The organism is Hafnia sp. HMSC23F03 (assembly GCF_001816025.1).
GTDB classification, from domain to species: Bacteria; Pseudomonadota; Gammaproteobacteria; order Enterobacterales; family Enterobacteriaceae; genus Hafnia; species Hafnia paralvei.
The window spans coordinates 21,538-47,643 of record NZ_KV824230.1; the positions used below are offsets into that span (position 1 = coordinate 21,538).

Genomic DNA, 26,106 nt, shown 5'->3' on the forward strand with positions numbered 1-26,106 from the left:
GAGCAAGCATGCTGTTATTCCCGCAAAAGGGTGATGTGAAGTCATCTCTCAATGAGAAGGCTTTTTATGTTTTATCCTCACGTAAAATTATCAATGAGGAATTAAGTCAACTGATAAGACTGGCAGGTTTTAATCAGGTAGAAAGCGTTTTGCAAGATTTACATGCGACTAAAACGCTGACTATTTCTGAAAAAGACTATGGCATCGTCATTGATATAGGCCATCAGGAATACATTGAAGATATCGTACCCACGATCTTAGCGATGGTTCCGCGGGGGGTATGGTGCTGTGTGGTGGGCGATAGTGATTCTATCATGCTAGCGCAGGCCTTTTTACGCCAGGGTATTCAATATTTTAATTTGAACTCTCAGCGCGAGTTATTTGTGCAGGCAGCGATTTTAGGAACCAATCTTAAAGCGACTCGCTGGGCAGTCAGTATTAGCATTTTGGGCTGTAAAGGTGGGGTGGGAAATAGTTCCATTGCCTACCAAACCATCAGCAATATTGTTCAGTTACGAGACATGCCGTCCTTATTTGTGCAAGGCGCGGCGGGATCACGCGATCTTGATCTACTGACCGGCAAGAAAATGGTGCAGGAGATTGTGGCTGGGCAAAAAAATCTCGATCTGATGAGTAGTAATAGCGCGTTTTATCCCGATCTCTCGCAGGACAGTTTTCAGAAATATAACTTTGTATTATTTGAAGAAGCAATAAATACGGTCAATAAAGAAACGCTACGCCAATTAGTCGAAAGCTCATCCTGTCTGGTTTTAGTCATGGATCGCTCCATGGCCTCTGTACGGGTGGCGCGTGGCATGATTGAGGTCATTGAGTCATTAAATCGCTCCCAGCTTGCTCCACGTAGATTGTTTATCTGTCTGAATGACAGCAGGCCGTTCACCATGAATATGCTGAGCATGGAAGATATTCAGTCGTTGTTGGGACGTCCGTTGGACGTGCATTTTCCTTATAACAAACAAAAAGACGGTGTCACGCGTTTAGCGGGATTTAGCCGCAAAGCGGCCCCTATCGATCGTTTAACCCGCTTAATTCTTGGCGGAGCGTCGGGTAATAAGGGCTCGTTGATTAATCGCCTGTTGAAGAAACGCCAGGAGGTATAATGGATATCAGTATTGAAATTCAAGAAGTGCTACGTGAAGGCGTTTTACAAAATATCGAAATCAATACTATCGAAACCTTAGTTGACGATCGTGTTCAGCTACTCGCAGAAATGAATCGTGTGTTGGAAGGGGTTGCGGAGCAGCAAAATATCTATTTAAGTTCCCAAACTCAGAATGCTTTTGCTGAAATGATGGCTGACGAAATTTTGGGCTATGGCCCATTAAGACCTCTGCTTGAAGATGAAACCGTCAGTGATATTTTGGTTAACGGGCCGGAACGTATTTACGTAGAGCGTTTCGGTAAATTGGAACTGACCACGTGCCGCTTTATTAATAATAATCAGTTGACCGATATTGCTAAACGTTTGGTTCAAAAGGTGGGACGACGCCTTGATGAAGGACGGCCTCTGGTAGATGCTCGGTTGCATGACGGCAGCCGTTTGAACGTAGCAATCCCACCTATTGCGCTCGATGGCACCTCCATTTCTATTCGTAAGTTTGGAAAAAGTAATATCGAGTTATCCGATCTCATTCGTATGGGAGCGATGAGTGGGCAGATGGCTAATTTCCTGATTATTGCCGCTCGCTGTCGAGTGAACATTATTATCTCAGGGGGAACTGGCTCAGGTAAAACCACGCTTTTGAATGCGCTGTCAAAATACATCGATCCGAGTGAACGTATTATCACGATGGAGGATGCGGCAGAGTTGCGCATGATGCAGCCCCACGTATTGAGAATGGAAACGCGTTTAGCCGGGGTGGAGAATACCGGTCAAATCACCATGAGAGCCTTGCTGATTAACTCACTCAGGATGAGACCAGACCGAATTATTGTCGGTGAGTGCCGTGGCGAAGAGTCCTTCGAAATGCTACAGGCGATGAATACTGGGCACGATGGTTCTATGTCTACGCTGCATGCGAATAATCCTCGTGACGCTATTTCTCGCTTGGAAAATATGGTGATGATGGCTGGGATGAATATCCCGATGGAGTCGATACGCCGAAATATCGTTTCCGCAATTAACATTATCATTCAAGTATCGAGATTAAATGATGGTAGCCGAAAAATAATGAACATTAGTGAGGTTATGGGTATTGAAGGCGATAGGGTTATTTTGCAGGATATTTTTACTTTCCAAAGTCAATCAGAGCGTGATGAAAATGGAAAAATTAAAGGTGAGTTTGTTAATCATGGTCTTTTAATTCGTTCTACCGTGATGCGCAATGCGGTGATGTTTGACGTTAGTGATGAGCTAAAACACATATTCGGCATGGAGTGAGGCATGGCTTTCCTGATCCTATTTATTGGTCTCGCGATCTTCGGTTTTAATCTATTTAACTGGCGAAAATTGACCAAGATTGCGTCAAAGAGTAACTCGCACCCAAAGCCGTCGTTGGTCATAAATTATGTGACGCATCTCTGGTTGGAGTGGAAGCGATATGCGTTGGGTGATTTAAGCCTTAAAGGAATGAAAGGAGCGATGGTGGCTCTAATGCTTTTGCTCGTACTGTTATTCCTTAATGCTAATTGGCTTCAGTTTGACGTGATGTTTTTCCTGCCAACGACGCTAATGGTGATGTTTATTGCTCAACTGAGAATTGGTCGTAGCCTGCATCGACGATATTTTGAAGACCGTTTCCCTGAAATCCTCTCTGTAGTCAATGCTGCGGTTTCTGCGGGTAACAGTATTCATCAGGCGTTGCACCGTTGCGGAGAAGGAATTGATGGCGATTTAGGCGTCACATTTCATCGCATCGATCGCCGCTTGAATTTGGGAGAAGATCCCGAGCGTGTCTTCAACGATGCGTGGCAAAACTATCGCTATCGTGAGTTTTATTTTTTTGTCGTGGTGATGTTGGTGAGCCTTCAGCATGGTGGCCAGCTACGCACGTTAATTGGTCGGTTATCGCGGATTGTGAACAACAGTAAAAATATGGCTCGGCGTAAATCGGCGATGACCTCTGAAGCGAGGACATCGGCCAAAATCGTTGCATCTTTACCGCTGCTGTTTTTCTGTGGAATGAAATACTTCAGTCCGGAGAATTTTGACTTTGTCGTTCACGATCCTGTCGGTCGACTCATTCTTTATTATGTGATTGCCAGTGAGGCGATTGGCATGATCATTATCTGGATTCTGTTAAGAAGGGCACTTTAATGGTGATGCCATATTTAGTCATGGTGCTGCTAGGTATTTTCATGGTGCTGTTGGCGATACGCCATCAACAGTATTGGAAAAAACAGCGGGAAATTGTCGCACCTAAAGCTGAGGGTAAGCAACAGAATCAGTATTCAACCATCGATTATCGAGCGTTGATCATAAGTAACAGTCGGTGGCTAACGTTTCTTAATGATTTAGAAAAAAGCCTTCCACTCAAGGCGCGTATTTGCGGTGTGATTGGAGGGGCATTACTGGTTCTAAATATTATTGGTGTCTTTTCCATCAGTATGAAAGCGCTAGCCATGATCATGCTTTTTATTTTTATGATTGTATTGGTACTGCCAGCCATGATGCTAAATCCAGCGATTAATACTCGCATTAAGCTGATGCTGGATGCGTTGCCTTATTTTGTCGATCTCATTGCGGTATGTGTGCAGGCGGGCATGACGGTTGAAAGTTCGGTGAAATTTATTGCTGAGCGTTCCGCCGATCTCGATAAAAATCTGGCGGATTTAATGTCGCATCTTGTTAAACGCGCTGAAGTGAGCGGGTTGGAAGAAGGGCTCATGGATCTCTATCGTTCGATGGATATGACGGAAATACGCATGTTTTGCGCCACCTTACAGCAGAGTGTGCACTATGGTACATCGTTATATGAAAATCTGATGGAGCTTTCGAAAGATATTCGAGACATGCAGCTACTGAGTTCGGAAGAGAAAATAGGCAAACTATCCGCCAAAATGAGTGTGCCGCTAATTCTATTTATTATGTTCCCTATTACTATTTTAATCGCCGCACCAGGCATTTTAAGGATTATGCAAAATGCACATTTCTAAAAATATTGTTATAGCGTTGATGTGTGCCACGTTATTATCAGGATGTATTCAACGAGTGCCTAGCTCTGCCAGCGATATGAATTATCGTGAAGATATATTGCTCAAGGCAAAAAATTATAACGGATTAATTAATCTTTATCGTAGTTGGCTAAAGCAGAAAGAAGATCCAGCGGTACGACTTAAATTAGCACGCTATTACTATCAATCAGGTGATTACAAATCGTCGCTCTACTTTATGCAGCCGTTGTTTAAAACACCGGACCTAAACATTTATACGTTACAGGCACAAAATATGATTGCCTTGGGTGACTATCCACAGGCCATCAGAGTGGCTGAAAAAATGTTGCAGCGCGAACCGCAAAGTGCGGAAGCATATAACCTGAAAGGTGTGGCTCAGGCACAGTCGGGAAAACTAACGGAAGGATTGCAGTCTATCGAAAAGGCTCGCAGCCTGTTTATCGCTGATGATGTGGCTATTAATAATATGGCCATGGTAGCGGTGTTGGATCATCGCTATCAGGATGCCGTCAGCTTGTTGCTACCGCAGTATTTACGTGGACGCAAGCAGTCTCAACTGCTTCACAACCTAGTGCTGTCGTTGGTTAAGGTCGGCGATCGCCGCTACGCCAGAGATATCATTATAAATGAAGGGCTATCGGAGCGCAGCGATGAGTTGATTGATGCGCTAGCCATGATTAATCCGACAGAAAAAGGAATGGGGTAATGGCATTACGCAAACGCTTTATCCGAGATAATGAGGGCGCAGCCTCAATTGAATTTTCTTTGACGATAATACTATTTATTTTCTTAGTGCTGTTTGTCGCTGAGATTGCGCGGCTGTCTTATATCTCTGCGGTAATTGATTTGGCGGTTTCTGAGGCCGCTAAAGAATCTAAAAATGCCTCTGCCGCTGATGGCGGAGGTTACGACAATCGTTTCCAAAAGCGTATCACCGAGCAAGGCGGCGCTATTTGGGGATTCCTGACTCGGCCGGACGCCGTCACGATGAATATTACCTATGCGGGTTCTATTCGAGAAATGACTGATACAGGCGGCACCAGCGGTGATTCGCGGTATAAGCCTTTAGCGCGTTATCAATTGGAATATCAATATCATCCTATGTTCTTTCCCTTTCCCGATATTTGGGCCAACAACTTATTAAATCGCGAGGTGATTTTTGTTCAAGAATATGAACGTTCCAAGTTTATGGACTGACAGACGAGCCTCGGTATCGGTTGAGTTTGTCATGATTTCAATTGCGCTCATCTTCTTTATTTTCTTCCTGACGGATTTAGTGATTCGTCAGGCGACAATTGGGAAGTTAGATCGTGTTTCTTATTCCATCGCCGGTATTTTACGGGAGCGCATCCAACTCTATGACGCGCGTGAAACGTTGAACCAACAAGACGTTAATGCCGTTGCCGATTTAGCGAGACGAATACTTACCGATATGAACAGCACGATCGACCTTTCGCAAATGAGCCTGCATGTGGAAGAAATGCATTTCGAAGATCCCATTCGTTTAGGCGACGATAGAAAGCAGATCAAGCTGTATAAGTCTTGGGACAGTGGCAGCGCGGGGCAATGCCTGCCACCGCAGCCACTAAATCAATTGCAGCAACTGACGCCACGCGGTAGCTATGGACGATGGGTGCCGCTCTATCAGGTTACTGTTTGTCTGCCCACGTTTAGCTGGTTTACCCGTTTAACGTCAAACGAGGAAAAGCCTGTGATGTCTTCATTCTCCATTGTGATGCTGCGCTAGATGATGAGGCTCGGTGTGTTATTTAGCCTGCTATGGCTTCTGTTTCCTCTTCATGCTGCGCAGCAACAGGCGGTGATATTTATCGATTCGGCTCAACCAAATCAGCCGATCTTAATCGATGAAATAAACCAGATGCTTTATTTGAGCCCAACGTTGAGATCACAAATGAAAATTGATGTTTTCGATATTAACCCCGCAGGGCCAGAGTTTATCGGGGAAATAAAATATATCCATGACCGAACGGGGCAGGCGGTGGCGAAATATCGCCCAGGTCCTTTACCTTATCTTATTTGTTTTAACGACAATAAAGCGGGTAGTCGTGGAACCTTAAATAATAAGGAGCAACTATGTTTATGCAGCAACCACTGTTAGCCAGTATTCGACGCTTTAAACAGGATCGCAGTGGCGCATTTGCCATTAGTTTTGTCATGATGTCGGGTTTTTTGCTCAGTATGGCGGCGTTTGGGCTGGAGGGTTCACGCTATATTACTGAGCGAGCTAGGCTCTCTGATGCCATGGAACAAGCCGCGTTGGCATTAACGGCAGAAGATAACGGTGACGGAGCACAGCGAAATTATACGTTGTCGAGTGATTATTTCCGAGCCTATATGCGTCACGATGTGGAGGTTTTTAAACCCACAGTGATTGTGAAAAGCGGTATTTCACCCAATAACCAAAATTTATCGTATGTAGAATATCGGGTGAGCGGACAAACGCTTCAGGATTCGTGGTTTTCTTCTACGTTCTTCCCCAGTTTTGACAAACAGGTGGTTATTGGTGATAACGGCGCAGCACGTAAGTTTCGTTCCAACATGGACGTTATTTTTGTTACCGATTTTTCAGGTTCAATGAACGAAGGTTTTGGCGGTAGTACCAAACTAGCCGAACTAAAACGTATTGTATTAAAGCTGTCGGATGAGCTGTTTTCCTACAATATTGATAATAAAGTTGGTTTTGTCCCTTTTGGTTGGGGAGGGAAAGAGGGGACAAACTGTGATTTTCCGTTCGTGAGTCATGGGCCTGTTCCTTCGAATATATTAGCAGGCGGAAATTACAAGGCATTAGAGAAATACATCGATATTTCAGGCAGCGTAGCAGCAATACCGAATCCAGTTCATGATATTCAGATCCCACTTTCCAACGTTAACGGGAGTACCTGCCTACGCAACAGTCATTCATGGAAGGTTCCGTTGACCAGTAGCCCTGCTGAAATAAATCAAATTAACGACATGAGTGCCGAAGGGGGAACGTTGGTTAGCTCTGGCGTATTGCTTGGCGTGCCTTATTTAGCCTCAGGTACCGCCTCACGCAAGGTTATGGTGATTGTTTCGGATGGTACTGATGATCCCAAAAATGTGATGATTACACCGAATCTTATCAACGCGGGCATGTGCGATAAAATTAGACAGGTGTTAAGCACGGATGAGTCAGTGGGGAAAATTTCATTTATTGGCATTGCCTATTATCCAACGGTAGATTGGAAAAGTTGCGTTGGAGATAAAAACTTCTATTTACCTCAAACCATTGATGAGTTGGAGGAAGATCTCCGCCGAGCCGTGTTTGAAGAAGTTGGGCATAATATTCTTAAAGATAATTAATTTCATCTGATTTTATCTCTCTCACGACTATGGGAATAATTGCCGTTGATGCTTTGTGAGGAAAACTGAGATTTTTTTCAAGAATTTATTTTAGGCGAAATTTACTATGGCTTCCGTAATGTGGCGGGGCGTGCTTATTAAAGAGTGAATATGTAATAAGGAACTTTACATTGCGTCACTGAACGGTATTTCAGTGTGCGCAAGATCTTTAGTATTCATCGTTCTCTGTTCATTACGCAGCACAACGGAATGGCATTATCAACAATACCGCCGATTAATGTATTTAATGGTCTCGGCCATTAACACTATTCATCGTGTATTACGCTATTCCGTTTAAAGATTCATTTTTTATAACAAGGATTTAATTTTTAATGAAAACCCAAACTATGTTGTCTGTATTGGCTGGTCTTGTGATGTCTGCTTCAGCAATGGCATCGACGCCAGCGAGCTATGATACGAAGTTCAACGTGAGTGCGAACGTTCCTGATAGTGCAACCATTACCGATCCGGGTGGCCGTCCTATCACGGATATGGACGTAGAACTAACGCCAGCGGCGTCAGGCTACATGGAGGCGCAAACCACGGCGTTAAAGCTGTGGAATAATGACGTAACCAAGCTGGAAGTCGCTTTGACTTTGGATGATAGCCAGTCTGTCACCGGTGATGCGTTTACTCTGTATAGCACTCAGGGCGGCACGCTTAATGATATGACTTATAAAATCAGTACGATTACCGCTGCGGGCAGCCAAGAATTTGCCGCATCTGGTGATTCAAAAGATTACACCCTGAATGCAAACGGTACACATGGTGAACTGCCACTCATGTTCAAGTTTGTTTCTGATAAAAAGTATGACGCACTGGGTCAAGGCAACTACACCGGCGTTGTATACGCTAACGTAAATGCTAAACCTTAATATTCTTTATTAAATCAGGTCAGGGTCAGCGTTAGGCTGGCCCTGTTTTAAACATGATTAAAAATAACTGTGCCGTCGGTATTGTCGCCGCGCTGTTGTTATGGAGTCAGGCAGTTTTTTCAATACCCAATTCTCAGGTTGATTTGGATATCTCTGCCGAGTCGATAGCAAGAATCGCCCTGTATTATGAAGATAGGCCTCTCAACGGAAAGGAATTTGATTTCCCATTACCTATTAATGGTATTTCTCAGAAATTTGAAAATACGTCGAGTTTCTTTCATCTGATAGGTAATGTTGATAACGCTGAGATTGTTTTTTTAGAAAATCAGTTTGTGCTGCCGCAGGTTTTTGGTGGAGATACACATATTAATTTGGATGGAAGTTTTATTCATCAGGGGGTAGAAACGGACTCTACTAAAAAGCTGCGACTTCCTGTATTAAAAAATATTAGCCAGGCGACAACCTCCAATGGCGTCAAGGTTAAGTTTATTTCTGAGTTTTTGGCTGGGAATTACACCAAGGGTAAATACGCGAATACATTTACATTAATCGTAATGCCTATTTTATAGATAGAGACAGAGAATAATGAATAATAAAATAACTGCCAGCATTGTTATTCTTGGTGTCGGTTTTGGCTGTGCATTTACCCCATTAATGGCCTCTTCGATTCCACTGCCTGAAGGGTTTGAAGACATTTTTAACGCCAAGCAAAGTGGTGTGCTTGATATTATTTATGCGGATTCTTCTATAGGCTCCATTGGCGTTGAGTACGACCAAAACGATGTTTTTCTGATGTCGCCACAGGTCATTGTTGAGCAAATAACCGCCGTGGATATGCCTGCGCTGAATGTCTCTCCGAAAGAGTTGCTCAAGAAACTTTCAGCTCCTTTGCGTCGAGTGAATAAGCAGGGGTTTTCTCGAGATGAGATTGTAGCCACGGTAAATGAATCAGACGCGTCATTGCATCTCATTTTTCCTGCCTCCCTGTTTAAAACGGGAGATAAGGCTTATGACAAAACCTACATTCCACACCGCAATCGCCCTGGTTTTGTGCATAGCCATAATCTGAATTACCTCTCTGATACCTATGGCGATAGCCTGAGTTTATCTTCAAATGACACGCTCAATATTACGGGCAACAGCTACGTTAAAGGAGCATGGAGTTATTCCAAAGAGATTGATTTTAATCTTGATGAACTGGCGCTGTATCTGGAACACGAAAACACGCGTTTTAAAGCTGGCCGGCAGAGACTGAGCGATAATCTAATATCGAGTACGCCTTCGGTGACCTACAGTTTTTTCAATCCTGTTAGCTTTGACGGTATTTCGTTGGGGTATATGACCGATAACTACCTCAATCCTGGTGACGGCGCGGCCTCGCCCGTCACCGTCTATCTACCACAGGCAGGAACGGTTGAGGTGTATCGTAACGGGCGTTTAATCGATCTGCAGCAGTTTCCTGCGGGCTTGCAGCACTTAAACACCGAAGGGTGGCCGTCTGGTGGCTATGATGTTTTGTTGGTATCCAAGCTGGTTAACGGTAGCCGCGAGGAGAAGCTCCAGCCTTTTTTGAAGCGTAATGGCTCATTTCGCTCTGGCGATCTGGAGTATGCGGTTCAGTTAGGCCGCTATGACGATCATCAGGGGCAGTTTTCATCTAATCGTTATTCTTGCCGTCAGTGCGACATTGATGGGAATGATCGCGATCGTTATTCCAGTCCAAGCCATTTTGCTGGGCTGTCGTTGGGTTACACCACCGACTCCGTAGTCTCTCTGGGGAGTGGATTTCTGATGGATAACGAGGATGGCTATGCCAATGCCAGCCTAGACTTGCCGATCAATAGCTGGTTTGCGGAACGCTTATATGCCGATGGTGTGATGGGGCTTGACGGTAGCTCCGGCTATCAGGTTGGGCTGATGAAAAACCTGTATGCCCTGAGCATGAACGTGAGCTATCGCGACAACCGTTTCAAAGGGGATGAGGAGGACTATCATCGCTTTGGCTTGGTGCCCGCTTATGATTTTGAATATTTACAATTTGGCGCCAATACGTTTTTGCCGTGGAACGTTGGGTTAGGGATTAACTTTGGTTTAAATACCCTCTATCAGGATTATGGCCGCCAAAATAAGACGGAGTTTGAAAGTTGGGACGTCAATTTAAATCGTGACTTTACCTTGTCGGATTATTTAAATTTGCGTGTCGATCTTGGCTATCACCGTGGCATTAACGAGATGACCAGCCGGTATTCTCATAATACGACGGCAGAAGACAAAATATTTGCGCAGTTTACCTTGGGAATGCGTGAGCGCAGTTATAACCATTACCAATCCCTCTATCTACGTTCACGCATGAGCGATGAGGGCAGTAAACAAAATATTTATAGCGCCGATTATACATTGAACCTGGATAACCCTGAATTCGACCGCGGTGGGAAATATACGGTAAATGCCAGCGTGAATCATGGGCCAAATAGTGAGAATAACAGCGGTGCCGGTCTGGTGATGGATAACGGCTATGGCTATACCGCCGTTGGCGTATCCAAATCTTTTGGTAATAACCATTACAGTCAACAGTACCTTTCGCAGCGTAGCGGCTTTGCCATTGGTGACGGCGAGTTTGGCTATGGCAAAGTGGATAACACCGCAGCGCTTATTGTGGATGCCAGTTCGTTGCCTGAAGATCAATATTTCGAGGTGCGTAACCGCGGTAATGAACCGGTCGTGGTGGAAGGTGGGAAAAAAACAACGCTGACTATTCAGCCATACCAGAAAATATCCCCCAAAGCGGAACAGGTTTATACCACGGATACTAACGCATTTTACAACCTCTCGACCCAATCGTCTTCTACTTGGGCCATGCCGGGGCAGGTCTATCACGTCAAAGTCAATGCGACAAAAAACCAGACCGTCACCGGTCGCCTCTATCTCGACGGAGTGCCGTTGGCAAACGCACGTGTAGTGGGTGGTAATGCGATGACCGATGCAGAAGGGTTATTTGTTGGTGATTTTACTCTAGATACCGAGAGCCAGTTAGAAAAGTTGAAGGTGAGTAAAGAGGGGCTGAGCTATATCTGCCCGCTAAATAATTCGAACGTCAAAATGACTCAAGGCATTATGCAAATACGTGAGGTTAATTGTGAAACTGAATAAATTGGCAATGTTGCCACTGGGAATAGCTTTGCTTACGTCTACGAATATTTCACAGGCTATTGAAGTATTTCCCATCATTAAAGACATTAAGCAAGAGTCACCGCGTGACAACTATGTGACCGTTAAATCGATGTATCGGGCAGTTGATAGCGTTGATACCGCCAAGTCAGAAAATAAGAGCTATGAATTCGTGACGCTAGAGCTTTTCCATATTACTAATCCTGGTGACAGCAAAGAAAACATGGTTAAAGAGCTGGGTGCAGAGGATCCTACTCTGGTGTTTTCGCCCACTAAATTGATTATTCCTTTTGGTGAAGAACGCAAGGTTAGAATTATGCCGTTGAAGCCGGTTGAACGAGAGACGCTATATCGTTTGCGCATACGTCCTAGCTATCCAGAGCAAGAAATTGATAAGGGGAAAGTTCGTTTTGCTATTGGCTATGACGTGTTGCTGCGTTATTTGCCGGAGGGAAAACGCACTCAAGGCTTGGCTGTTAGCTGTAATGGTAACCAGTGGACACTTACGGCGACAGGTAACGTACGTAGTGAAATGCGCGATTTGGTGATTGACGGGCGTAAAGACAAAGCCGTATTCAACGTTTATCCAGAGCATACGCGAGCGCTGACGGTACATAGCCATTTGGCGTTTAACATGGATGGCAAGCTCTATTCCTATGAGAAATGTCAGCTTAAGGAGTGATGCATGAAATACCCGATGTTATTAGCGGTAGCGTTGTTCCAGTCTAGCTATGTATTGGCGGGAGCATGGGTAATACAGCCTCAGCCGAACGGTTCAATCCGCATGTTGCATGAAGGGATTAGCGATGCGAGCGGCGCGGATACGCTTACTGTGCGTCAACCCGCCGACAAATCGCTGACGCTACAGGTTTCTCCTGCAGGTGGTGGGCGCTGTGAAGGCGGTGATTTAATGCTTGGCGCGCTGCGTTTCCCTCTGAAGTTTTTTATGGATGAACGTCAGGTGGTATGTGGCGACCTAGTGACGTTTGCTCCACCGGCGAGTGAAAAACGCGTGGGGGTGAGGACCGTGAATCGTACTTTTAAACGGGAACGTTCATTTACCATACCGAGTTCATTTCCCCGCGTGCAGATAGGTAACGTGAATTTTAACATTGAAGACGGAGGAGGCAGCGAGAGCTATCCAATCTATCTGGATCTTACGGCGTTACAGACTGAATCGGCGACGATTGAGGCCACATTTGACAAACCCGCATTGTCGTTGGGGCTGGTGGGAGAGCTGAATGATGCCGCCGCCACTGCCCGCCTGAAAGTGGCTAAAACTTTGCAGTCGGGCGATGAGGCACTGCCTTATAGTGTGACTTTTGAGTCAACGCAGCAAAAAGACAGCCACTATCAACTCAGGTCTTCGGTGGGGGCGAACTTAATTCCTTATCAAATAAGCATAGCGGGGCGTGAAATAGAACCCGGCTTTCAATATCGAGGAACGCTACCTAGCGGAACCGCGACGGTGGATTGGGTGGATATAAAATTCTCGCTGAGTGGTAAGGCAACCCGAGGGCTAGCCGCGGGTACACGACTGATTGATACGTTGACGGCCGTTATTACGCCGAATAGTTAAGGATAAACCGATGAAAGATTCTTTAGTGTTAACCACGCTGGCACTGGCGTTGATCGGCGTAAGTTCTTCGCAGGCGGCGATTCCGGTGAGAACCAGCATTGATTTACAGGCTGAGATAAGCACCAGCGTGCGGGTCTACGTGGCGGGTAATGACGTAACCAACGGCTCAATTAGCCTGCAGCTTAATGATAAAAATGGCTATATGTATGGCGTTACACCAGCGTTTAATTTCGTGGGTAACGCGAGCGCAGTATCTCTGTCACTGAAAACTCCAGTAGCAAATCAGCTGATTTCTGAGAATGGGGACCCGATGCAGATTAATCCAGCATGGATCCGCGTCAATGGTGGGGAAGTATCAGCATCGTATCCACTGAATAACCAAGCCGTTTATCCGACAGTGCAGGACATTCCAGATCCTTCGCAGGGGGTTAAGGTGCAGTTTACCTCAGCAAAGCGCAGCGAAACTTATCCTTTGGGAACGTATAGCGGCACCTATGAGGTTATTGTCACGCCTTCGGTATAACCCTATTTGGGTGTTTGAACAATGCTCAAATACCCAAATGATAGTGATTGATATAGCAAGAAAATAAGCCGTTCATTTTGCCGACTGAGCGAGGTAATGCTATGTATTGCCCGTGGAGCTTGTCTAGTGATTAACATATATGTAGATGACAGGAACGAATATTATAAGTTTGGATTGCTACATTTTCTAAATGAAATAATTGGGCATCATACAGATCAAAAAATCAATTTATTACATCAAGAGAAAAGTCTATCGAAGGCCGATATTATTATCCGTGTTTTTCCCGCAGGAGCAGAAACGCTTTGCCATCCAGAATTGGTCGGGCGCAAATTAGGCAGTTTGCTTATCAGCATTTATGAAGGAGATATACAGATGCTGAAGCTGTCATCACGACCACACTGCTTTGATAATACAATGTTTATCCATCGCACCGAGCGGCTTAAAATACTGGCTAAAAAGTTTATTTATGCTTGGGCGCAAGCGAGAGTGATGACGGAGAGACTGCACGGCTGTCGTCGGGGATGTCGCAGTTGCTCGAGCGTGGAGCTTTCCTTGCAGGAACTTAAGATCATGAGTTATATCACCTATGGTTTTACTCTGGCACGTGTTGCGAATATTTTAGGGCTGAGTGTCAAAACTGTCAGCGCACATAAACGCAGGGTGATGCGAAAATTTAATATCAAAAGCAACGCCGAACTGATTATTTTGTGCCGTGCAACATTGCAGGTGACCAACCAGTCTAAGGTCTGTTTTCTGTCCTAGTCAGGAATCAAGCGTTCTGTTCAAACTGTTGGTTGTGTGAAAAAACGCGGAAAGGGGAAGAGGACGAAACACGTTGGGCAAGTGCACCGTAATGCGTTTTATCGCGAAGAGCTCATCGGTGTACTTGCCCTAATTTTACGCTTTAGCTATTGGCATAGCCTACCTGCAAGCGGGTTAAGGAAGCTGGCACGCAGGCTCAACGCTGTGGCTGACTAAACGGCTGAAGGTGGAGAGCGGGCAATAGCCATCGGGCGTTTGATCGCTGCAACCTGGTATGTTTAGTCGTACGCTGCCCGCAGGGTGCTGCAACGTAAGCGGCGTCTGGTCGTGCAACTGTGCCAGTGTCTGATACACCATATTCACGCTAACATACGGTTTCCCCGCGTTATCTACCCAGCGTTCAAACACCAAAGCGCCACCCGGAGGCGTGTTATCTGGCTGTCCCGGAAGTGTCCATGTCATCCCTAACATGCCAGAAATATTGGCAATATTGGTGTCGTGACCGGCAATAAACAGGATCTTATTGTCTGGCGAAATATCCGGCAGTGGGCGACTCGTGATATTGGAACCCAGTGCGTGGGCGATAGTTTGCAGCAGTGGAGTACCGTTATGCTTGGCGATATAGGGCGTGCGCGACATCAAGTCAAACTGCGCATTATGCAATTTCAACAGAGAGTCCCATTGCTGCTCAGTGTGAATATTCCCCCAAGCCACTTTAGGCATTCCCTGAGCGTGTTCCAGCAGGAAAATTTCAGCCAGCGTCGATGAAAGTCCCACGGCACCTTCGAGAGCCACTTTATTACCGTCGTCATTTATCGCCAGCCTGCTAGGCATCGCCTGTGAAAAATCGCAGAGTTTGCCAATATTGAGCTGCTGACAATAGGGGGATTTTGGAAAATCGAGTACCGAACTCATCAGCGCTAAAGAGGCTTGATAGCGTTGATTGAGCGTCTCAATCGGTGTGCCTGCCTGCTTTTCAACGGCGGCGTGTGCCTGTGATTTATCCATCGAACAGATACCGGCTTTCACAGGATGGAACAGCGGATCGGCCTGCTGAATGTTTTGCTGATGGTGGATCGCTAAATCACACTGGGGAGCAAGACCCGCTAAGAAGGCCTCGCCGGTTTTACGTGTGCGTTGATCGACGTCTGCCCAAACATACACGGCATCTGGTGTAGGACAGTTATCCTTAGGTAATAAGCCTTGTTGCTGAAAGCGCTCTCGATAAAAACCGCCCATCAGGCTAATCAGATGTTCACCGCGGGGCGTGATATAGCCGAGTTTTACCGGCCATTCAGGCCACTGGTGAGGTGTGACGTTGCGCATCGTTTGTGTCATTTTGGTTGGCGCGCGTACGCCATGTCTGCTTAGGATAACAACCTTTTCCAACTGTAACCCAGCAGGGGCGGTATCACTGGCGTATACCGGTAAACCTGAGAATAAAGCCACGATCAGAGGACATAAAATACGCTGTGCAATAGCGGGTTTATTACGGTTAAACAGAGAGATTGTCATTTACAGCCTCTTTATTATTTTGGATGTTACGCAGATTCGCCGTTGAGTCTAGGATTAATAGTAAACATAATCAAAAATCCATCACCGGAGAGGATCTGCATCCACGCTAATATACGCCATAATCACAGCGGGAACATTGTCTTGCTCTCGTTTTATGCGGGATCCGCAGAACGCTCGCTTGATGTTCGAGTGGCATGCAAATTCTCATGCTCAAATTTTTCACTCTGGTAAATTGAGCGATAACGAAATTCTGTTGGTGACATATTAAAATAACTTTTAAATATCTGACAAAAGGTGCTTTGGCTTGGGAAACCTAATTCGCGGGCAATTTCGCAAATTTTCATATTGGTGTGAGCTAGCATTTCTGCAGAGGCTGTTAATCGTTTTTCTCTTATAAAGGATGAAATGCTAACACCTTGGCTTAGCTGGAATTCACGCAGAAAATAGGAGCGTGAATAACCGGTTATTTTTATAACATCGTCTGCTTTTATTCCTCGGCAGAGGTTTTCATTAATCCAACCTATTACGGTAGGGAAGCTTTGGGTGACAAATTTTTCTTTGTTCATATGCTGACCTTTATAGGCTAAATTAAAAATTAGTTTATGGTCAGTATTATATCGATTGTGCACTATACAAAATATCAAGTTATTGAAGACAATAAGTTTAGAAAAAATGAACGGGCTGACTATGACAGGATAGAGAGGATTTCTATGCGGATGAATCAGCGCGTTTAGGACTATCGCACTCCGCCAGAAACCATCGTTAACAGATGTTGGTTTGGATAGTTTTGATGGATTTTACGCTGTCGTAGTTGCCAGTATAGCTGTTCAACGTCGTGGCGGTGGCGGTCCAGCAGTAAGCCGACTACGCTACCGCTGTGTGCAACGTTGAGTCCATACAAGTCCAGATCCTCCACTAAATCTAACAGGGTAGAAAAATCCGGCTTGACCACTAAATGCTGGCTGGCTTTGGCGCTAAGGGTGGTGGATTGTCCGAGCAGGGCGTAATCATGTTGTTCGGCGGCCTGCGTAAAGAGCTGCCATGCTTGCGCTAACGATGGGGCGCTTGCCTGCAGCGCGGGCAGACGATGACGACGGTGATAATCTTCGGTATTCAGAGTATTTGGGCTTTCGAGCAGCAGAATATCCGCGCAGGGCTGCCAGTCATACGAAATCTGCGTGGCGGCGGTTTGATGATCGAACAATGTTAGTTGATGAAACACGGTACTGTCGGTGGGCTCAAGACAGACACACAGCTTCGCAATTGTCGTCTCATCTAGCGTTTCTCCCAGATGACGAGCCGTCGCTAATGCAGTAGCGGCAATATCAGCCGTACTGCTGGCAAGGCCTTTGGATACCGGGATCGTGGAGTCGAAGCTGATATGCAGGCCTTGCTCCATATCCGCAGGTTGGTCGAAGTAAGCCAGCACCGCCTTCAGCATTTGGCGCATACGCGGTCGTTCAAGGTGGTCTGGGCATCCGTCGGTGACCGATACGGTGCTGAACCAATCGATTGGGCAAGAGATGAGTTTTTCTCCCCCCAGTATCCAGCCCTGAATCAATTCGCCACAGGAAGCGGGGCAGCGAGCTTCAGCCATAGTGAGATCCCTGTGGTAAAACGCTGACCAACAGCGGGCTATCTGCCGTATCTTTGATAGCCGCTTGGAAGCGATCACGCGTCAGCGCGGGATAATGGGCAACGGTATCAACGATGTTTTCTGCGCTAGCCTCGATTTTCAAGGCTATTTCCAGCCCATCTCTACCTTGTTGACTCATTGCCACTGCTACCTCTATTGGCTGTGTACTAGATTGCCATTCCCATCAAGGATATCGGGTGTCAGCGCAGGAATTACGTCCAGCGATAACGCCTGTGGCGTGAATGCGAGAGTATCGCGCAGGTTTACGACATCACCAATAACAATCAGTGCCGGAGCGGATAATCCCTGCGCTGATGCTTGATCGGCTAACGTGAGCAGAGTACCGCTGGCGATTTGTTGTTGCTGGTGGCTGGCATACATGATCACCGCGGCGGGCGTCGTCGGGGCTTTGCCCCCAGCAATCAGTTGCTGGCAAATGGTGGACAACTGTGTCATTCCCATCAGGACGATTAGAGTGCCTTCCAATTTTGCCAGTGTTGCCCAGTCCTGCGGTTCATTGCCTTGCCGTAAATGACCGGTGACCACGTGGAACCCAGAAGCATAGTCACGATGCGTGACAGGGATACCCGCGTAGGCCAGTCCGCCGATAGCGGAACTGATCCCCGGCACCACTTCAAACGGAATCTCTGCCAGCGCTAGCGCTTCAGCTTCTTCTCCTCCACGCCCGAACACATAAGGATCGCCGCCTTTTAGCCGTACTACGTTCAGGCCGCGCTGGGCACAATCGATCAAGATTTGATTGATTTGCGGCTGCGGCACCAAATGGTTATTGGGTGTTTTCCCCACATTAATCATTTCACAGCCGTCAGGGGCTTCTGCCAGTAGTTCTGCGCTCACAAGCCGATCATACACCAAGGCTTCTGCCTGACGAATGGCGTGCAGGCCTTTTACCGTAATCAGCGCTGCATCGCCGGGGCCTGCTCCCACGAGCCAAACTTTACCACTTCTCATATTCTCTCTCATTGTGTAGTGAGGATCGGCTGGTTAAGCGCCACACGCAGGACATCGCGAGCAATCATTAATTCTTCGTTGGTATTGACGATGGCGATATGCACAGGAGCATGATCTTGCTGAATGAAAGCCTGATTTTTAAGGTTTTTATCTTCATCCAGTTCAATCCCAAGAAATGCTAAGTCGCGGCATATCTGTTGACGTGCGTTACGGGCATTTTCACCAATGCCACCGGTAAAGATCAGCGCGTCAATCCCACCCAGTTGCACAATATAGCTGCCTATCACGGCGCGGATCCGCTCGGCAAATAATGCTAAAGCCACTTCTGCGCGCGGGTTGCCGTCGTGAGCGGCCTGTTCTACGTCGCGATAATCGTGGGAAATACCGGAGATGCCCAGCAAGCCCGATTGGTTGTTAATCAGATGGTTAACTTCGGCTGAGCTTTTTCCCTCCGTTTGCTGAATAAACGGCAAAATGGAAGGATCAATATCACCACTGCGGGTACCCATCATGACACCGGCCTGTGGGGTGAACCCCATGGAAGTATTGACCGAGCGTCCGTTGCCAATGGCGCAGATACTGGAGCCATTGCCAAGATGGCAGGATACTATGCGCAGCGATTCCAAAGGGCGGCCCATGCGTTCGGCGCAGACCGTGCTGACATATTTATGGCTGGTGCCGTGAAAGCCGTAACGGCGAATTCCCAGTTCCTCATAGTAGCGCCATGGCAGCGCATAAAGGTACGAGGTCTGGCTTAGCGTTTGATGGAATGCGGTATCAAACACCGCTACCGAGTAGGCATGTGGGAGAGCTTGTTGGAATACCCGAATGCCCAATGCATTAACCGGGTTATGTAAGGGCGCTAATGTGCTGAGCTGCTCAATTTTATCCAGCACCTGCGGCGTGATTAACACCGAATCGGCAAAGGCTTCGCCGCCGTGGGCGACGCGATGACCTACGCCGACGATCTCATCTAGCGACTCAATGACATTGTGTCTAATAAGCGCTTTAAGCAGGTATTCAGCCCCCTGACGGCAGTCGGCAATGGGGAGCGTTTCCCGCCATTTCACATCACCGACCCGCAGGTTAAATATGGCATCATCCATACCAATGCGCTCAATAAGCCCCTGACACAGCACCTGCTCGTCCTGTTGGCCAGTCTGCGCATTTATCATAGAAAACAACTGAAATTTCAACGAAGAACTGCCGGCGTTAATCGCCATAATTTTACCGGACATACTACTCTCCAGAATGATTCAAATAGGTCATAAGGTCAGTTAGCCCCTCGCCGGTCTGCGACGAGGTGATGAAAATGTGCTCTGCACCGGCTTGAGCAAGGCAATCCGCCGCCCAGTCCAACTGTGTTGGATGGATAACCGTGTCGGCTTTGCTGATGATGCCAATCACCGGTCTATTGAAAACCTGCGCCAACATGGGGGCGAACCAGCTTTGTGTGGCATCGGCGTTTTGTACCAACCCCACGACATCTGATTCACAGGCGCTTGCCAGTAACGCGCTGTATAAACACCGGTTTTCCAAATACTCTCCGGGCGTATCAATGGCATTGTCCTGCCAGATAATGGCCTGAGTTTTCTGGTAATTAAGGTCTTCTCCGCGCAAACGCTGAATTAACGAGGTTTTTCCGCACTGGCTGGGGCCAATCAACATGATGCGTTGCATAGCATCAGGTCCGAGTCATCTGGCAGGCGGTAAATTTCATCATGTCACCCAGCGTGTGGATGACTTGTTTCAGGGCATACTCCACCGCTGAAACATCGCCGGTGAACACCACCGCTCCCGTGAAACGGTCGATAAAACCAATCTCCACAGCACCGGATTTGGTCGCGATATCGCTGGCAATAATCGAAGCTTCGCTCGGGGTGATCGTCAAAATGCCAATGGCACTGCTGACATCGTTTAGCCCGAGCTTTTTATAAAGCGCTTTATTTGGGTTGGCGATCAGATGCGCGAGAGTGATCTGTTTACCCGGTACATACTCTTGGATCACGCGCTCGGGGGGATTATTTGCTTCCATCATGTTGGCCTCCATCATGCCTCTTGAACTAACTGACGCCACAGCGCTTCGTGGGGACGCGGGATCACTGAGCTGTAAACCAATAATCCGGTTTCACCGGCGCACTGGCTGGCCACTTCTACCGCAGTTTGCACATCGGCAATATCGCCACTGAGCACCTGATAACATTTGCCACCGATACCAAACGCCATATGGATGCGCACCAAAGTGACATTGGCGGATTTGACCGCACGGTCGGCTGCCGTGATGCAGGCCGCCACGCTCCACGTTTCTACCACGCCAGCGGCTTGGCGGTTTTCTACCGTATTCAGGCCACTGATAGCCGGTAACACGGAGGGATGAAGGTTGGGCAAAACGATGCTGTCGACCAATAAATGACCGCTGTGGCGCTCACCATTTTGTACCGACTGTTTCACCGCGCCGATATCGCCACCCACCATCAGCAAATATTTGCCAGGGCACAGCGTTTTGCTTACCAACAGGTCGACATTGGCGCTTTTCAGCATCAGGTCGCAGACTTCCATCCCTTTGGCAATACTGCTTAATTCAACAATTCCAATGGCTTGTGACATGCACATTCCTCTTTAAAAAACGCAGTCAGTCCCGACTAATCGTGATGGCGATCTGGCTGATGGCCGTCACGACGCCGCTGATGCTGGCATGGAGTGGTGCGCCCAAGGCGTTATCGGGGATTTTTCCAATCAACTGGCCTTGTACGACCCGCTCTCCCACGGTGACGACGGCTTCAGACGCAGCACCGATATGCTGGCGCAGTGGTAAAATGACCTGTTGAGGCAGATAGCTTTCCTCGCTAAACGGCGCGGCTTGGTACCAGTCGGTGAGATCCAAACGGGCAATCAGGCGTGATATCGGCACCATGCGGTAATTTGCCATCGGGTCGGCTTCTCGTAGCTCTCCTTGATAGCGGGCTCCTTGGGCGCGTAGCTGTGTTTTCAGCAGGCGGTTGATGCGCATGGGTGAGATATCGACCGGGCAGGCATAGCTTTCACACAGGCTGCATTCTGAACAGGTGAGGGCGCTCAGTAAGATGTCGGGCGTAGCAACTTGTTGATAGGTAATGGCTCGCACCAACAGATGCGGCGGTAATTCATGGCCGATAAGGTGGCGCGGGCACAGTTCAGTACACATGCGACACTGCTCGCAGACGGTGCGGGCAATAGCGAGCACGTCTTGATCGCTACGAGCGCGGCGGGTGATCAGCAAATGATCGGCGGGTAGTACCAGCAGGCCGCCCGTTGTTTTGGTGACGGGGTGATCGAGATCATGCAGCGCATGACCCATCATCGGGCCGCCGTTGATATAAGCCGGATGAGGAACAGTTGCACCACCGGCCAGCGCCAGAACTTCCCTAAGCGTTGTGCCTAACGGTACTGTCAGGGTTAACGGTCGAGCCACCGCGCCATTGACCGTTAAGGTGCGGCGAGTGACAGGCCATTGTTGTTCTACCGCCCGAGCCACATTGAGCAGCGTTTGTACGTTATTCACGACCACGCCGATGCTGATTGGCAGGGCGGCGGGAGGAACCCGGCGACCTGTCGCCAACCAAATGGTGATGACTTCATCTCCAGCGGGATACACATCGGGTAAAATATGCAGCCGAATTTGCGCAGGCAGCAGCGGGGTTAGTGCCGCAATCGCCTCCTTATATTTGGCTTTGAGCGCAATAATGCCTTCGCGCGCACCGGTTGCGGTCATGCCATACAGCACGCCACGAACCAGCCGTGCCGCCTGACGTGGGATCAGTTGCTGATCCACTTTTAACATAGGTTCACACTCGGCGGCATTGACCAGAAAAATCTCCGCCTGCGCCTGAAGTTTCACCGCGGTAGGAAAGCCCGCACCACCCGCGCCCACCACACCAGCATCGCGCACGCGCTGTTGGATCGTTGCTGCATCGCATTGCATCAGTTCGCCATAGGCGGGGGGCGTACTCAGCGCATGGGCATCTGATAGTTGAATATCACTCATAAAGCGCCTCGATAATGCCACGAATATCCTTGTCGTCAGCAGGACGCGGATTCGTACGCAAAGTTACATCGGCCTGAGCGGCGGTAATCATGTCTGGAATACGCTGTTGCAACTGGCGTTCGGTGACTTTCATTGCGGTCAGCGGTTGAGGTATTCCGCATTGGCGCTTCAGCAATTCTATTTGGTGAATTAACTGATTAACCGCAGCGCGATCGTCGGCATTCGCTGGGCTGAAGTGACACAGTTTTGCCAGCCGTGCATAGCGTTTACGTGCACGCGTATCGATAGCGTTAAAGCGAATCACCGGTGCCAGCAGCAGGGCGTTTGCTAGCCCGTGCGCAATGTGAAATTGACCGCCCAATTGATGGGCAATGGCATGATTGATCCCCAAACCGGACTGACTGAATGCCATTCCAGCCAGCGTCGAAGCATTGTGCATTTTTCCGCGAGTGATCAAGCAATCGCCTTTACGACAGGCGGTTGCCAGATGACGAAATACCAGTTGTACGGCTTTTTCAGCTAAGGCATCGGTAAAATCGCTGGCATGCGGTGACACATAGGCCTCCAGCGCATGTGTCAGCACGTCTAACCCTGTATTCGCGGTGATCGCCGGTGGCACGGAGGCGACCAGAGACGGATCCAAAATGGCGATATCTGGATAGATTTCATCGTCAAATAGAGGATATTTAATACTTTTTTCCGGATCGCTTATCACGCAGGCGCTGGTGACTTCCGAACCTGTTCCGCTGGTGGTGGGGATGGCGATACAGGTTTCTATCTCCAGCCCTTGTTTGCGGCTAAACCAGACAATGGCCTTGGCGGCATCCAGCGCTGAGCCACCGCCAAAACCGATGACAATATTGGGGCGTAGCGCTTGCATCTGTTCAATCCCCTTAACCACCGTAGCGATGCTGGGGTCTGGGGTGATATCGCTGAACAGGCTAATATGATTGTCAGCCGGTAGCGCTTGCTTAAGGTGATCCAGCACGGGTGACGTCGCCAGAAAACCGTCGCAAATGATCCAGATTTTTCGCTGATGGAAGCGTTGCAGCGCTTTCAGGCTGCCTTCCCCGCTATAAATGCGTGTTTGCAGGAAAAAAGTCTTCATGTGTCCTCGCTCAGCGAATGGAGAAACCGTTGGTCAGCACACAGCGACGTTGGCGCGCGAAAGTACGAGCCGAGGTTGTGCCTTCTCCGGTTGGGGTGGCGATGGTAAAGGTGGTAAAGCCTTCACCGCCGACGCCAATTCCAGCGTAGGACGGACCGTTTTTCACAAAAATAGAGGTCTGTAACAGACGAGCGGCCAGATTCAGTCGGGTAACATTCTGCGAGTGCATGGTCGCCGTATGGTGTAGACCCCCTTCAACCTGCAGCGCCAGTGTTAGCCCTGCATCAAAGTCCTTTACCCGCACGACCGGTAACAGCGGCATCAACTGTTCGCTAGTGACCAGTGGATCGTTACCCGCAACCTCTACCAGTAACAGGCGAGGTGCTTTAGCTGGGCAAGTGATCCCCGCCGCTTTCAGCAGCTCAGCAGGGTTTTTACCCACCAAATTCTTATTAGCATGTCCCTGTGGTGTTAGGCAGGCTTTACGCAGGCTGTCGACTTCTTGCGGATGACTGATGAGCAATGCATCGAAGGCCTGCATTTGTTGCAATAAACGGTCAGCAACGCTCTCCACCACAATCAGACTTTTTTCTGCAATACACGGTAGGTTGTAGTCGAACGAAGCACCGGCAACGATATCCTGCGCCGCTTTCACCAATTCGGCGGTTTCATCCACCAGACAAGGTGGGTTGCCAGCACCGGCACCAATCACTTTCTTGCCGCTCTTCATCCCCATGGCCACAATGCCCGGCCCGCCGGTAATCGCCAGCAGCGCAATTTTGTCGTGTGCCATCATCTGTTGTGTGGCTTCAAAACTCGGGTTATCGACCGTCACCACCAGATTGCGAATACCGCAGCTGCTAAAGACGATCTCTTCTATTTGGGCAATGAGATCCAGCGAAACGTCTTTAGCTCCAGGATGTGGGCTGAAATAGACGGCATTACCTGCAGCTAACATGCTGATGCTGTTGTTGATAATGGTTTCGGTCGGGTTGGTACTGGGGGCGACCGAACCCACGACGCCAAACGGTGAGTATTCGAATAGCACCATGCCGCCGTCACCCGTCAGCGCGGTAGTGGCCAGATCTTCAATCCCGGGGGTGTTTTCCAGCGCAGCTTTGTTTTTTAGAAACTTATCTTCTTTATTGCCCATGCCCGTTTCATTGGCACCGCGTTCAGACAGTGACAATAGCTGTGGTTTAAGTTGCTCGCGGATAGCGCTAATAATGGCGCTGCGCGTTTTCATTGGGCTTTGCTGATAGCGCAAAAATGCGCGATGAGCGGCATTGATCGCTTCATCAACGCTTGCAAAAATAGCGTTGGAAGCCGACGCGGTTGCGGGCATCAGTTGCTCGGTGAGGATAGTGCGAATGAGAGATTCAAGTTCATTGGTATTCATTATTCATTCCTCAAATGTAAAGCCGACATGGCCGCTTCTGCGATGTGCATATCTTGTGCAACGCTGCCGCCGCTTATCCCTAACCCACCGACCAATTGGCCATTGCGCCATAAGGGGTAGCCCCCGCCAAAGCTGACCACTTTTCCACCCGTACTGGCTTCTAGTTGGTACAGATCGGCTCCCGGTTGAACCGCGGCATTGAGCTGGTGGGTTGCGGTTTTCAACGCGACCGCGGTCCAGGCTTTTTTAGGCGCCAGTTCGCTACTAACCAGCAGGGCATCGGGCATGCGGTAGGTCATCATCATGTTGCCGTGGCGATCGACTAGTGCCACGACGACGGCGATCTCTAGTGCTATGGCAGCATCAACTGCCTGCTTAACGATCTGATGAACATCGGAAAATCCAAGTTCATCTGCGGAAGGATGAGCGATCATAGATTTTGGTTTCTCTGTTGTTGCTGCCAGATAACGGGCCGCCACGGTTTGGGCGATTTGCTGTAACTGTTGGCGCTGATCTTCGTCGCGGGCCAAGGCATACAGGCAATCGGATAAACGGTTTAGGTATTGCAATAACACCGGGCGTACGGGAACTTGTTCGGCTAGTTCGATCAGGCGTCGTTCACAGCGCCGTGCGAGGGTACGGGCAAAATGTAAGCGGCTGCCCGCCTCAGTGTTTCCGGGCAGAATAAAACCGTGTACCGGCGGCAACTGTGCCATGCAACGATCTACGGCCTGTTCCAGTGCGTGAATATCCTGCTCAGTAATGCTTTTTTGCCCATCGGGTGGGGTGTCTATGCCAACGCTGGCCAGTTCGGCGCTGAAGTAAAATAACTGGTGTTGTACGGCATCAAGCAACTGAAGATTTTCAACGCCTTGTGCTACGCGAGCACACAGGCTGAGCACCGCATTCAGTTCATCCAACGTGCCGTAGGTTTCCACTCGAGGGTGACTTTTTTTCACCCGTTGTCCGGTGAAAAGGGCTGTTGTGCCGGCATCACCGGTTTTGGTATAGATGCTCATAAACTCAC

The 26,106-nt window shown here is 48.3% G+C and carries 29 protein-coding genes; 16 read left to right on the forward strand and 13 right to left on the reverse strand.

Annotated features, from left to right (window positions below; translation table 11 throughout):
* Positions 1 to 8: 8 nt before the first annotated feature.
* The 16 genes from HMPREF3091_RS11210 to HMPREF3091_RS11285 all read left to right on the forward strand — a co-directional run bounded on the left by HMPREF3091_RS11210 (position 9) and on the right by HMPREF3091_RS11285 (position 14,425).
* Positions 9 to 1,121 (forward strand): tight adherance operon protein, encoded by a 1,113-nt coding sequence (locus HMPREF3091_RS11210; RefSeq protein ID WP_070715914.1) that lies wholly within the window; start codon positions 9 to 11, stop codon positions 1,119 to 1,121.
* Entirely contained in the window at positions 1,121 to 2,401 is a 1,281-nt protein-coding gene (locus HMPREF3091_RS11215; RefSeq protein ID WP_070715916.1) for a TadA family conjugal transfer-associated ATPase, read from the forward strand. Before HMPREF3091_RS11210 ends, HMPREF3091_RS11215 begins: the two co-directional genes overlap by 1 nt.
* A gap of 3 nt (positions 2,402 to 2,404) precedes the next feature.
* On the forward strand, positions 2,405 to 3,277 hold the full coding sequence (locus tag HMPREF3091_RS11220; RefSeq protein WP_070715918.1) for a type II secretion system F family protein: 873 nt from the start codon (positions 2,405 to 2,407) through the stop codon (positions 3,275 to 3,277).
* A complete protein-coding gene (locus HMPREF3091_RS11225) occupies positions 3,277 to 4,116 on the forward strand; it encodes a type II secretion system F family protein (RefSeq protein ID WP_004090498.1) in 840 nt (279 codons plus the stop codon). The genes HMPREF3091_RS11220 and HMPREF3091_RS11225 overlap by 1 nt, the downstream gene beginning before the upstream one ends.
* Positions 4,103 to 4,840, forward strand: coding sequence for a tetratricopeptide repeat protein (locus HMPREF3091_RS11230; RefSeq protein WP_035502401.1), 738 nt, complete (start codon positions 4,103 to 4,105; stop codon positions 4,838 to 4,840). Before HMPREF3091_RS11225 ends, HMPREF3091_RS11230 begins: the two co-directional genes overlap by 14 nt.
* Positions 4,840 to 5,331: a TadE/TadG family type IV pilus assembly protein gene (locus HMPREF3091_RS11235; protein ID WP_004090496.1), complete on the forward strand. Its 492-nt coding sequence runs from the start codon at positions 4,840 to 4,842 to the stop codon at positions 5,329 to 5,331. Before HMPREF3091_RS11230 ends, HMPREF3091_RS11235 begins: the two co-directional genes overlap by 1 nt.
* A 31-nt stretch (positions 5,332 to 5,362) precedes the next feature.
* The gene (tadF, locus tag HMPREF3091_RS11240; protein ID WP_004090495.1) at positions 5,363 to 5,881 is read left to right on the forward strand and encodes a tight adherence pilus pseudopilin TadF; all 519 of its coding nucleotides are present in this window, start codon (positions 5,363 to 5,365) and stop codon (positions 5,879 to 5,881) included.
* A gap of 15 nt (positions 5,882 to 5,896) precedes the next feature.
* Positions 5,897 to 6,253, forward strand: coding sequence for a hypothetical protein (locus HMPREF3091_RS11245; protein ID WP_246839985.1), 357 nt, complete (start codon positions 5,897 to 5,899; stop codon positions 6,251 to 6,253).
* Positions 6,229 to 7,479 carry a TadE/TadG family type IV pilus assembly protein gene (locus tag HMPREF3091_RS11250; RefSeq protein WP_070715921.1) on the forward strand — a complete coding sequence of 417 codons (1,251 nt, stop codon included), beginning with the start codon at positions 6,229 to 6,231 and terminating at the stop codon, positions 7,477 to 7,479. Before HMPREF3091_RS11245 ends, HMPREF3091_RS11250 begins: the two co-directional genes overlap by 25 nt.
* A gap of 371 nt (positions 7,480 to 7,850) precedes the next feature.
* Positions 7,851 to 8,393: a hypothetical protein gene (locus HMPREF3091_RS11255; RefSeq protein ID WP_004090491.1), complete on the forward strand. Its 543-nt coding sequence runs from the start codon at positions 7,851 to 7,853 to the stop codon at positions 8,391 to 8,393.
* A 53-nt stretch (positions 8,394 to 8,446) separates the two neighbouring features.
* Complete coding sequence (locus tag HMPREF3091_RS11260) at positions 8,447 to 8,962, forward strand: hypothetical protein (protein WP_070715923.1); 516 nt, start codon at positions 8,447 to 8,449, stop codon at positions 8,960 to 8,962.
* 16 nt (positions 8,963 to 8,978) lie between these two features.
* Positions 8,979 to 11,543 carry a TcfC E-set like domain-containing protein gene (locus HMPREF3091_RS11265; RefSeq protein WP_070715925.1) on the forward strand — a complete coding sequence of 855 codons (2,565 nt, stop codon included), beginning with the start codon at positions 8,979 to 8,981 and terminating at the stop codon, positions 11,541 to 11,543.
* Entirely contained in the window at positions 11,530 to 12,243 is a 714-nt protein-coding gene (locus tag HMPREF3091_RS11270) for a hypothetical protein (RefSeq protein ID WP_070715927.1), read from the forward strand. The genes HMPREF3091_RS11265 and HMPREF3091_RS11270 overlap by 14 nt, the downstream gene beginning before the upstream one ends.
* 3 nt (positions 12,244 to 12,246) lie before the next feature.
* Positions 12,247 to 13,140: a hypothetical protein gene (locus tag HMPREF3091_RS11275; protein ID WP_070715928.1), complete on the forward strand. Its 894-nt coding sequence runs from the start codon at positions 12,247 to 12,249 to the stop codon at positions 13,138 to 13,140.
* A 10-nt stretch (positions 13,141 to 13,150) separates the two neighbouring features.
* The gene (locus tag HMPREF3091_RS11280; protein ID WP_004090483.1) at positions 13,151 to 13,663 is read left to right on the forward strand and encodes a hypothetical protein; all 513 of its coding nucleotides are present in this window, start codon (positions 13,151 to 13,153) and stop codon (positions 13,661 to 13,663) included.
* Between the two features lie 126 nt (positions 13,664 to 13,789).
* Entirely contained in the window at positions 13,790 to 14,425 is a 636-nt protein-coding gene (locus HMPREF3091_RS11285) for a helix-turn-helix transcriptional regulator (RefSeq protein ID WP_246839986.1), read from the forward strand.
* A gap of 174 nt (positions 14,426 to 14,599) precedes the next feature.
* Here the strand turns inward: HMPREF3091_RS11285 and HMPREF3091_RS11290 are convergent, their stop codons facing one another.
* The 13 genes from HMPREF3091_RS11290 to HMPREF3091_RS11350 form a co-directional block, all read right to left on the reverse strand.
* Positions 14,600 to 15,940: an AppA family phytase/histidine-type acid phosphatase gene (locus tag HMPREF3091_RS11290; RefSeq protein ID WP_070715932.1), complete on the reverse strand. Its 1,341-nt coding sequence runs from the start codon at positions 15,938 to 15,940 to the stop codon at positions 14,600 to 14,602.
* A 152-nt stretch (positions 15,941 to 16,092) separates the two neighbouring features.
* The gene (locus HMPREF3091_RS11295) at positions 16,093 to 16,506 is read right to left on the reverse strand and encodes a helix-turn-helix transcriptional regulator (RefSeq protein ID WP_083321423.1); all 414 of its coding nucleotides are present in this window, start codon (positions 16,504 to 16,506) and stop codon (positions 16,093 to 16,095) included.
* Between the two features lie 170 nt (positions 16,507 to 16,676).
* Positions 16,677 to 17,537: a GHMP family kinase ATP-binding protein gene (locus HMPREF3091_RS11300; RefSeq protein WP_070715935.1), complete on the reverse strand. Its 861-nt coding sequence runs from the start codon at positions 17,535 to 17,537 to the stop codon at positions 16,677 to 16,679.
* Positions 17,530 to 17,715 carry a hypothetical protein gene (locus HMPREF3091_RS11305; protein ID WP_070715937.1) on the reverse strand — a complete coding sequence of 62 codons (186 nt, stop codon included), beginning with the start codon at positions 17,713 to 17,715 and terminating at the stop codon, positions 17,530 to 17,532. Before HMPREF3091_RS11305 ends, HMPREF3091_RS11300 begins: the two co-directional genes overlap by 8 nt.
* A gap of 14 nt (positions 17,716 to 17,729) precedes the next feature.
* Positions 17,730 to 18,548 carry a uroporphyrinogen-III C-methyltransferase gene (gene cobA, locus HMPREF3091_RS11310; protein ID WP_070715939.1) on the reverse strand — a complete coding sequence of 273 codons (819 nt, stop codon included), beginning with the start codon at positions 18,546 to 18,548 and terminating at the stop codon, positions 17,730 to 17,732.
* Positions 18,549 to 18,556: 8 nt separating this feature from the next.
* Complete coding sequence (locus tag HMPREF3091_RS11315; RefSeq protein WP_070715943.1) at positions 18,557 to 19,786, reverse strand: acetate/propionate family kinase; 1,230 nt, start codon at positions 19,784 to 19,786, stop codon at positions 18,557 to 18,559.
* Between the two features lies 1 nt (position 19,787).
* Positions 19,788 to 20,228, reverse strand: a complete 441-nt coding sequence (locus HMPREF3091_RS11320) for a EutP/PduV family microcompartment system protein (protein WP_070715946.1) — start codon at positions 20,226 to 20,228, stop codon at positions 19,788 to 19,790.
* Between the two features lie 4 nt (positions 20,229 to 20,232).
* Positions 20,233 to 20,583, reverse strand: a complete 351-nt coding sequence (gene eutS, locus HMPREF3091_RS11325; protein ID WP_008813232.1) for an ethanolamine utilization microcompartment protein EutS — start codon at positions 20,581 to 20,583, stop codon at positions 20,233 to 20,235.
* 14 nt (positions 20,584 to 20,597) lie between these two features.
* Positions 20,598 to 21,155 (reverse strand): BMC domain-containing protein, encoded by a 558-nt coding sequence (locus HMPREF3091_RS11330; protein ID WP_070715948.1) that lies wholly within the window; start codon positions 21,153 to 21,155, stop codon positions 20,598 to 20,600.
* A gap of 25 nt (positions 21,156 to 21,180) precedes the next feature.
* A complete protein-coding gene (locus HMPREF3091_RS11335) occupies positions 21,181 to 22,572 on the reverse strand; it encodes a 4Fe-4S dicluster domain-containing protein (protein ID WP_070715950.1) in 1,392 nt (463 codons plus the stop codon).
* The gene (locus tag HMPREF3091_RS11340) at positions 22,565 to 23,680 is read right to left on the reverse strand and encodes a 1-propanol dehydrogenase PduQ (protein ID WP_004090442.1); all 1,116 of its coding nucleotides are present in this window, start codon (positions 23,678 to 23,680) and stop codon (positions 22,565 to 22,567) included. The genes HMPREF3091_RS11335 and HMPREF3091_RS11340 overlap by 8 nt, the downstream gene beginning before the upstream one ends.
* Before the next feature lie 10 nt (positions 23,681 to 23,690).
* Positions 23,691 to 25,079 carry an aldehyde dehydrogenase family protein gene (locus tag HMPREF3091_RS11345; protein WP_070715952.1) on the reverse strand — a complete coding sequence of 463 codons (1,389 nt, stop codon included), beginning with the start codon at positions 25,077 to 25,079 and terminating at the stop codon, positions 23,691 to 23,693.
* Positions 25,079 to 26,098 (reverse strand): cob(I)yrinic acid a,c-diamide adenosyltransferase, encoded by a 1,020-nt coding sequence (locus HMPREF3091_RS11350; protein WP_070715955.1) that lies wholly within the window; start codon positions 26,096 to 26,098, stop codon positions 25,079 to 25,081. The genes HMPREF3091_RS11345 and HMPREF3091_RS11350 overlap by 1 nt, the downstream gene beginning before the upstream one ends.
* Positions 26,099 to 26,106: the final 8 nt, after the last annotated feature.

Excerpts from the sequence above, each read along its gene's own strand:
- HMPREF3091_RS11350 (WP_070715955.1), bottom strand. The coding sequence starts at position 26,098 with ATGAGCATCTATACCAAAACCGGTGATGCCGGCACAACAGCCCTTTTC.
- HMPREF3091_RS11330 (WP_070715948.1), bottom strand. The coding sequence starts at position 21,155 with ATGTCACAAGCCATTGGAATTGTTGAATTAAGCAGTATTGCCAAAGGG.
- HMPREF3091_RS11230 (WP_035502401.1), top strand. The coding sequence starts at position 4,103 with ATGCACATTTCTAAAAATATTGTTATAGCGTTGATGTGTGCCACGTTA.
- HMPREF3091_RS11260 (WP_070715923.1), top strand. The coding sequence starts at position 8,447 with ATGATTAAAAATAACTGTGCCGTCGGTATTGTCGCCGCGCTGTTGTTA.
- HMPREF3091_RS11225 (WP_004090498.1), top strand. The coding sequence starts at position 3,277 with ATGGTGATGCCATATTTAGTCATGGTGCTGCTAGGTATTTTCATGGTG.
- HMPREF3091_RS11290 (WP_070715932.1), bottom strand. The coding sequence starts at position 15,940 with ATGACAATCTCTCTGTTTAACCGTAATAAACCCGCTATTGCACAGCGT.
- HMPREF3091_RS11300 (WP_070715935.1), bottom strand. The coding sequence starts at position 17,537 with ATGGCTGAAGCTCGCTGCCCCGCTTCCTGTGGCGAATTGATTCAGGGC.
- HMPREF3091_RS11255 (WP_004090491.1), top strand. The coding sequence starts at position 7,851 with ATGAAAACCCAAACTATGTTGTCTGTATTGGCTGGTCTTGTGATGTCT.
- HMPREF3091_RS11215 (WP_070715916.1), top strand. The coding sequence starts at position 1,121 with ATGGATATCAGTATTGAAATTCAAGAAGTGCTACGTGAAGGCGTTTTA.
- HMPREF3091_RS11315 (WP_070715943.1), bottom strand. The coding sequence starts at position 19,786 with ATGTCCGGTAAAATTATGGCGATTAACGCCGGCAGTTCTTCGTTGAAA.
- HMPREF3091_RS11335 (WP_070715950.1), bottom strand. The coding sequence starts at position 22,572 with ATGAGTGATATTCAACTATCAGATGCCCATGCGCTGAGTACGCCCCCC.
- HMPREF3091_RS11340 (WP_004090442.1), bottom strand. The coding sequence starts at position 23,680 with ATGAAGACTTTTTTCCTGCAAACACGCATTTATAGCGGGGAAGGCAGC.
- eutS (WP_008813232.1), bottom strand. The coding sequence starts at position 20,583 with ATGGAAGCAAATAATCCCCCCGAGCGCGTGATCCAAGAGTATGTACCG.
- HMPREF3091_RS11210 (WP_070715914.1), top strand. The coding sequence starts at position 9 with ATGCTGTTATTCCCGCAAAAGGGTGATGTGAAGTCATCTCTCAATGAG.
- HMPREF3091_RS11280 (WP_004090483.1), top strand. The coding sequence starts at position 13,151 with ATGAAAGATTCTTTAGTGTTAACCACGCTGGCACTGGCGTTGATCGGC.
- HMPREF3091_RS11295 (WP_083321423.1), bottom strand. The coding sequence starts at position 16,506 with ATGAACAAAGAAAAATTTGTCACCCAAAGCTTCCCTACCGTAATAGGT.
- HMPREF3091_RS11220 (WP_070715918.1), top strand. The coding sequence starts at position 2,405 with ATGGCTTTCCTGATCCTATTTATTGGTCTCGCGATCTTCGGTTTTAAT.
- HMPREF3091_RS11235 (WP_004090496.1), top strand. The coding sequence starts at position 4,840 with ATGGCATTACGCAAACGCTTTATCCGAGATAATGAGGGCGCAGCCTCA.
- cobA (WP_070715939.1), bottom strand. The coding sequence starts at position 18,548 with ATGAGAAGTGGTAAAGTTTGGCTCGTGGGAGCAGGCCCCGGCGATGCA.
- HMPREF3091_RS11345 (WP_070715952.1), bottom strand. The coding sequence starts at position 25,079 with ATGAATACCAATGAACTTGAATCTCTCATTCGCACTATCCTCACCGAG.
- HMPREF3091_RS11250 (WP_070715921.1), top strand. The coding sequence starts at position 6,229 with ATGTTTATGCAGCAACCACTGTTAGCCAGTATTCGACGCTTTAAACAG.
- HMPREF3091_RS11265 (WP_070715925.1), top strand. The coding sequence starts at position 8,979 with ATGAATAATAAAATAACTGCCAGCATTGTTATTCTTGGTGTCGGTTTT.
- HMPREF3091_RS11275 (WP_070715928.1), top strand. The coding sequence starts at position 12,247 with ATGAAATACCCGATGTTATTAGCGGTAGCGTTGTTCCAGTCTAGCTAT.
- HMPREF3091_RS11320 (WP_070715946.1), bottom strand. The coding sequence starts at position 20,228 with ATGCAACGCATCATGTTGATTGGCCCCAGCCAGTGCGGAAAAACCTCG.
- HMPREF3091_RS11305 (WP_070715937.1), bottom strand. The coding sequence starts at position 17,715 with ATGAGTCAACAAGGTAGAGATGGGCTGGAAATAGCCTTGAAAATCGAG.
- tadF (WP_004090495.1), top strand. The coding sequence starts at position 5,363 with ATGATTTCAATTGCGCTCATCTTCTTTATTTTCTTCCTGACGGATTTA.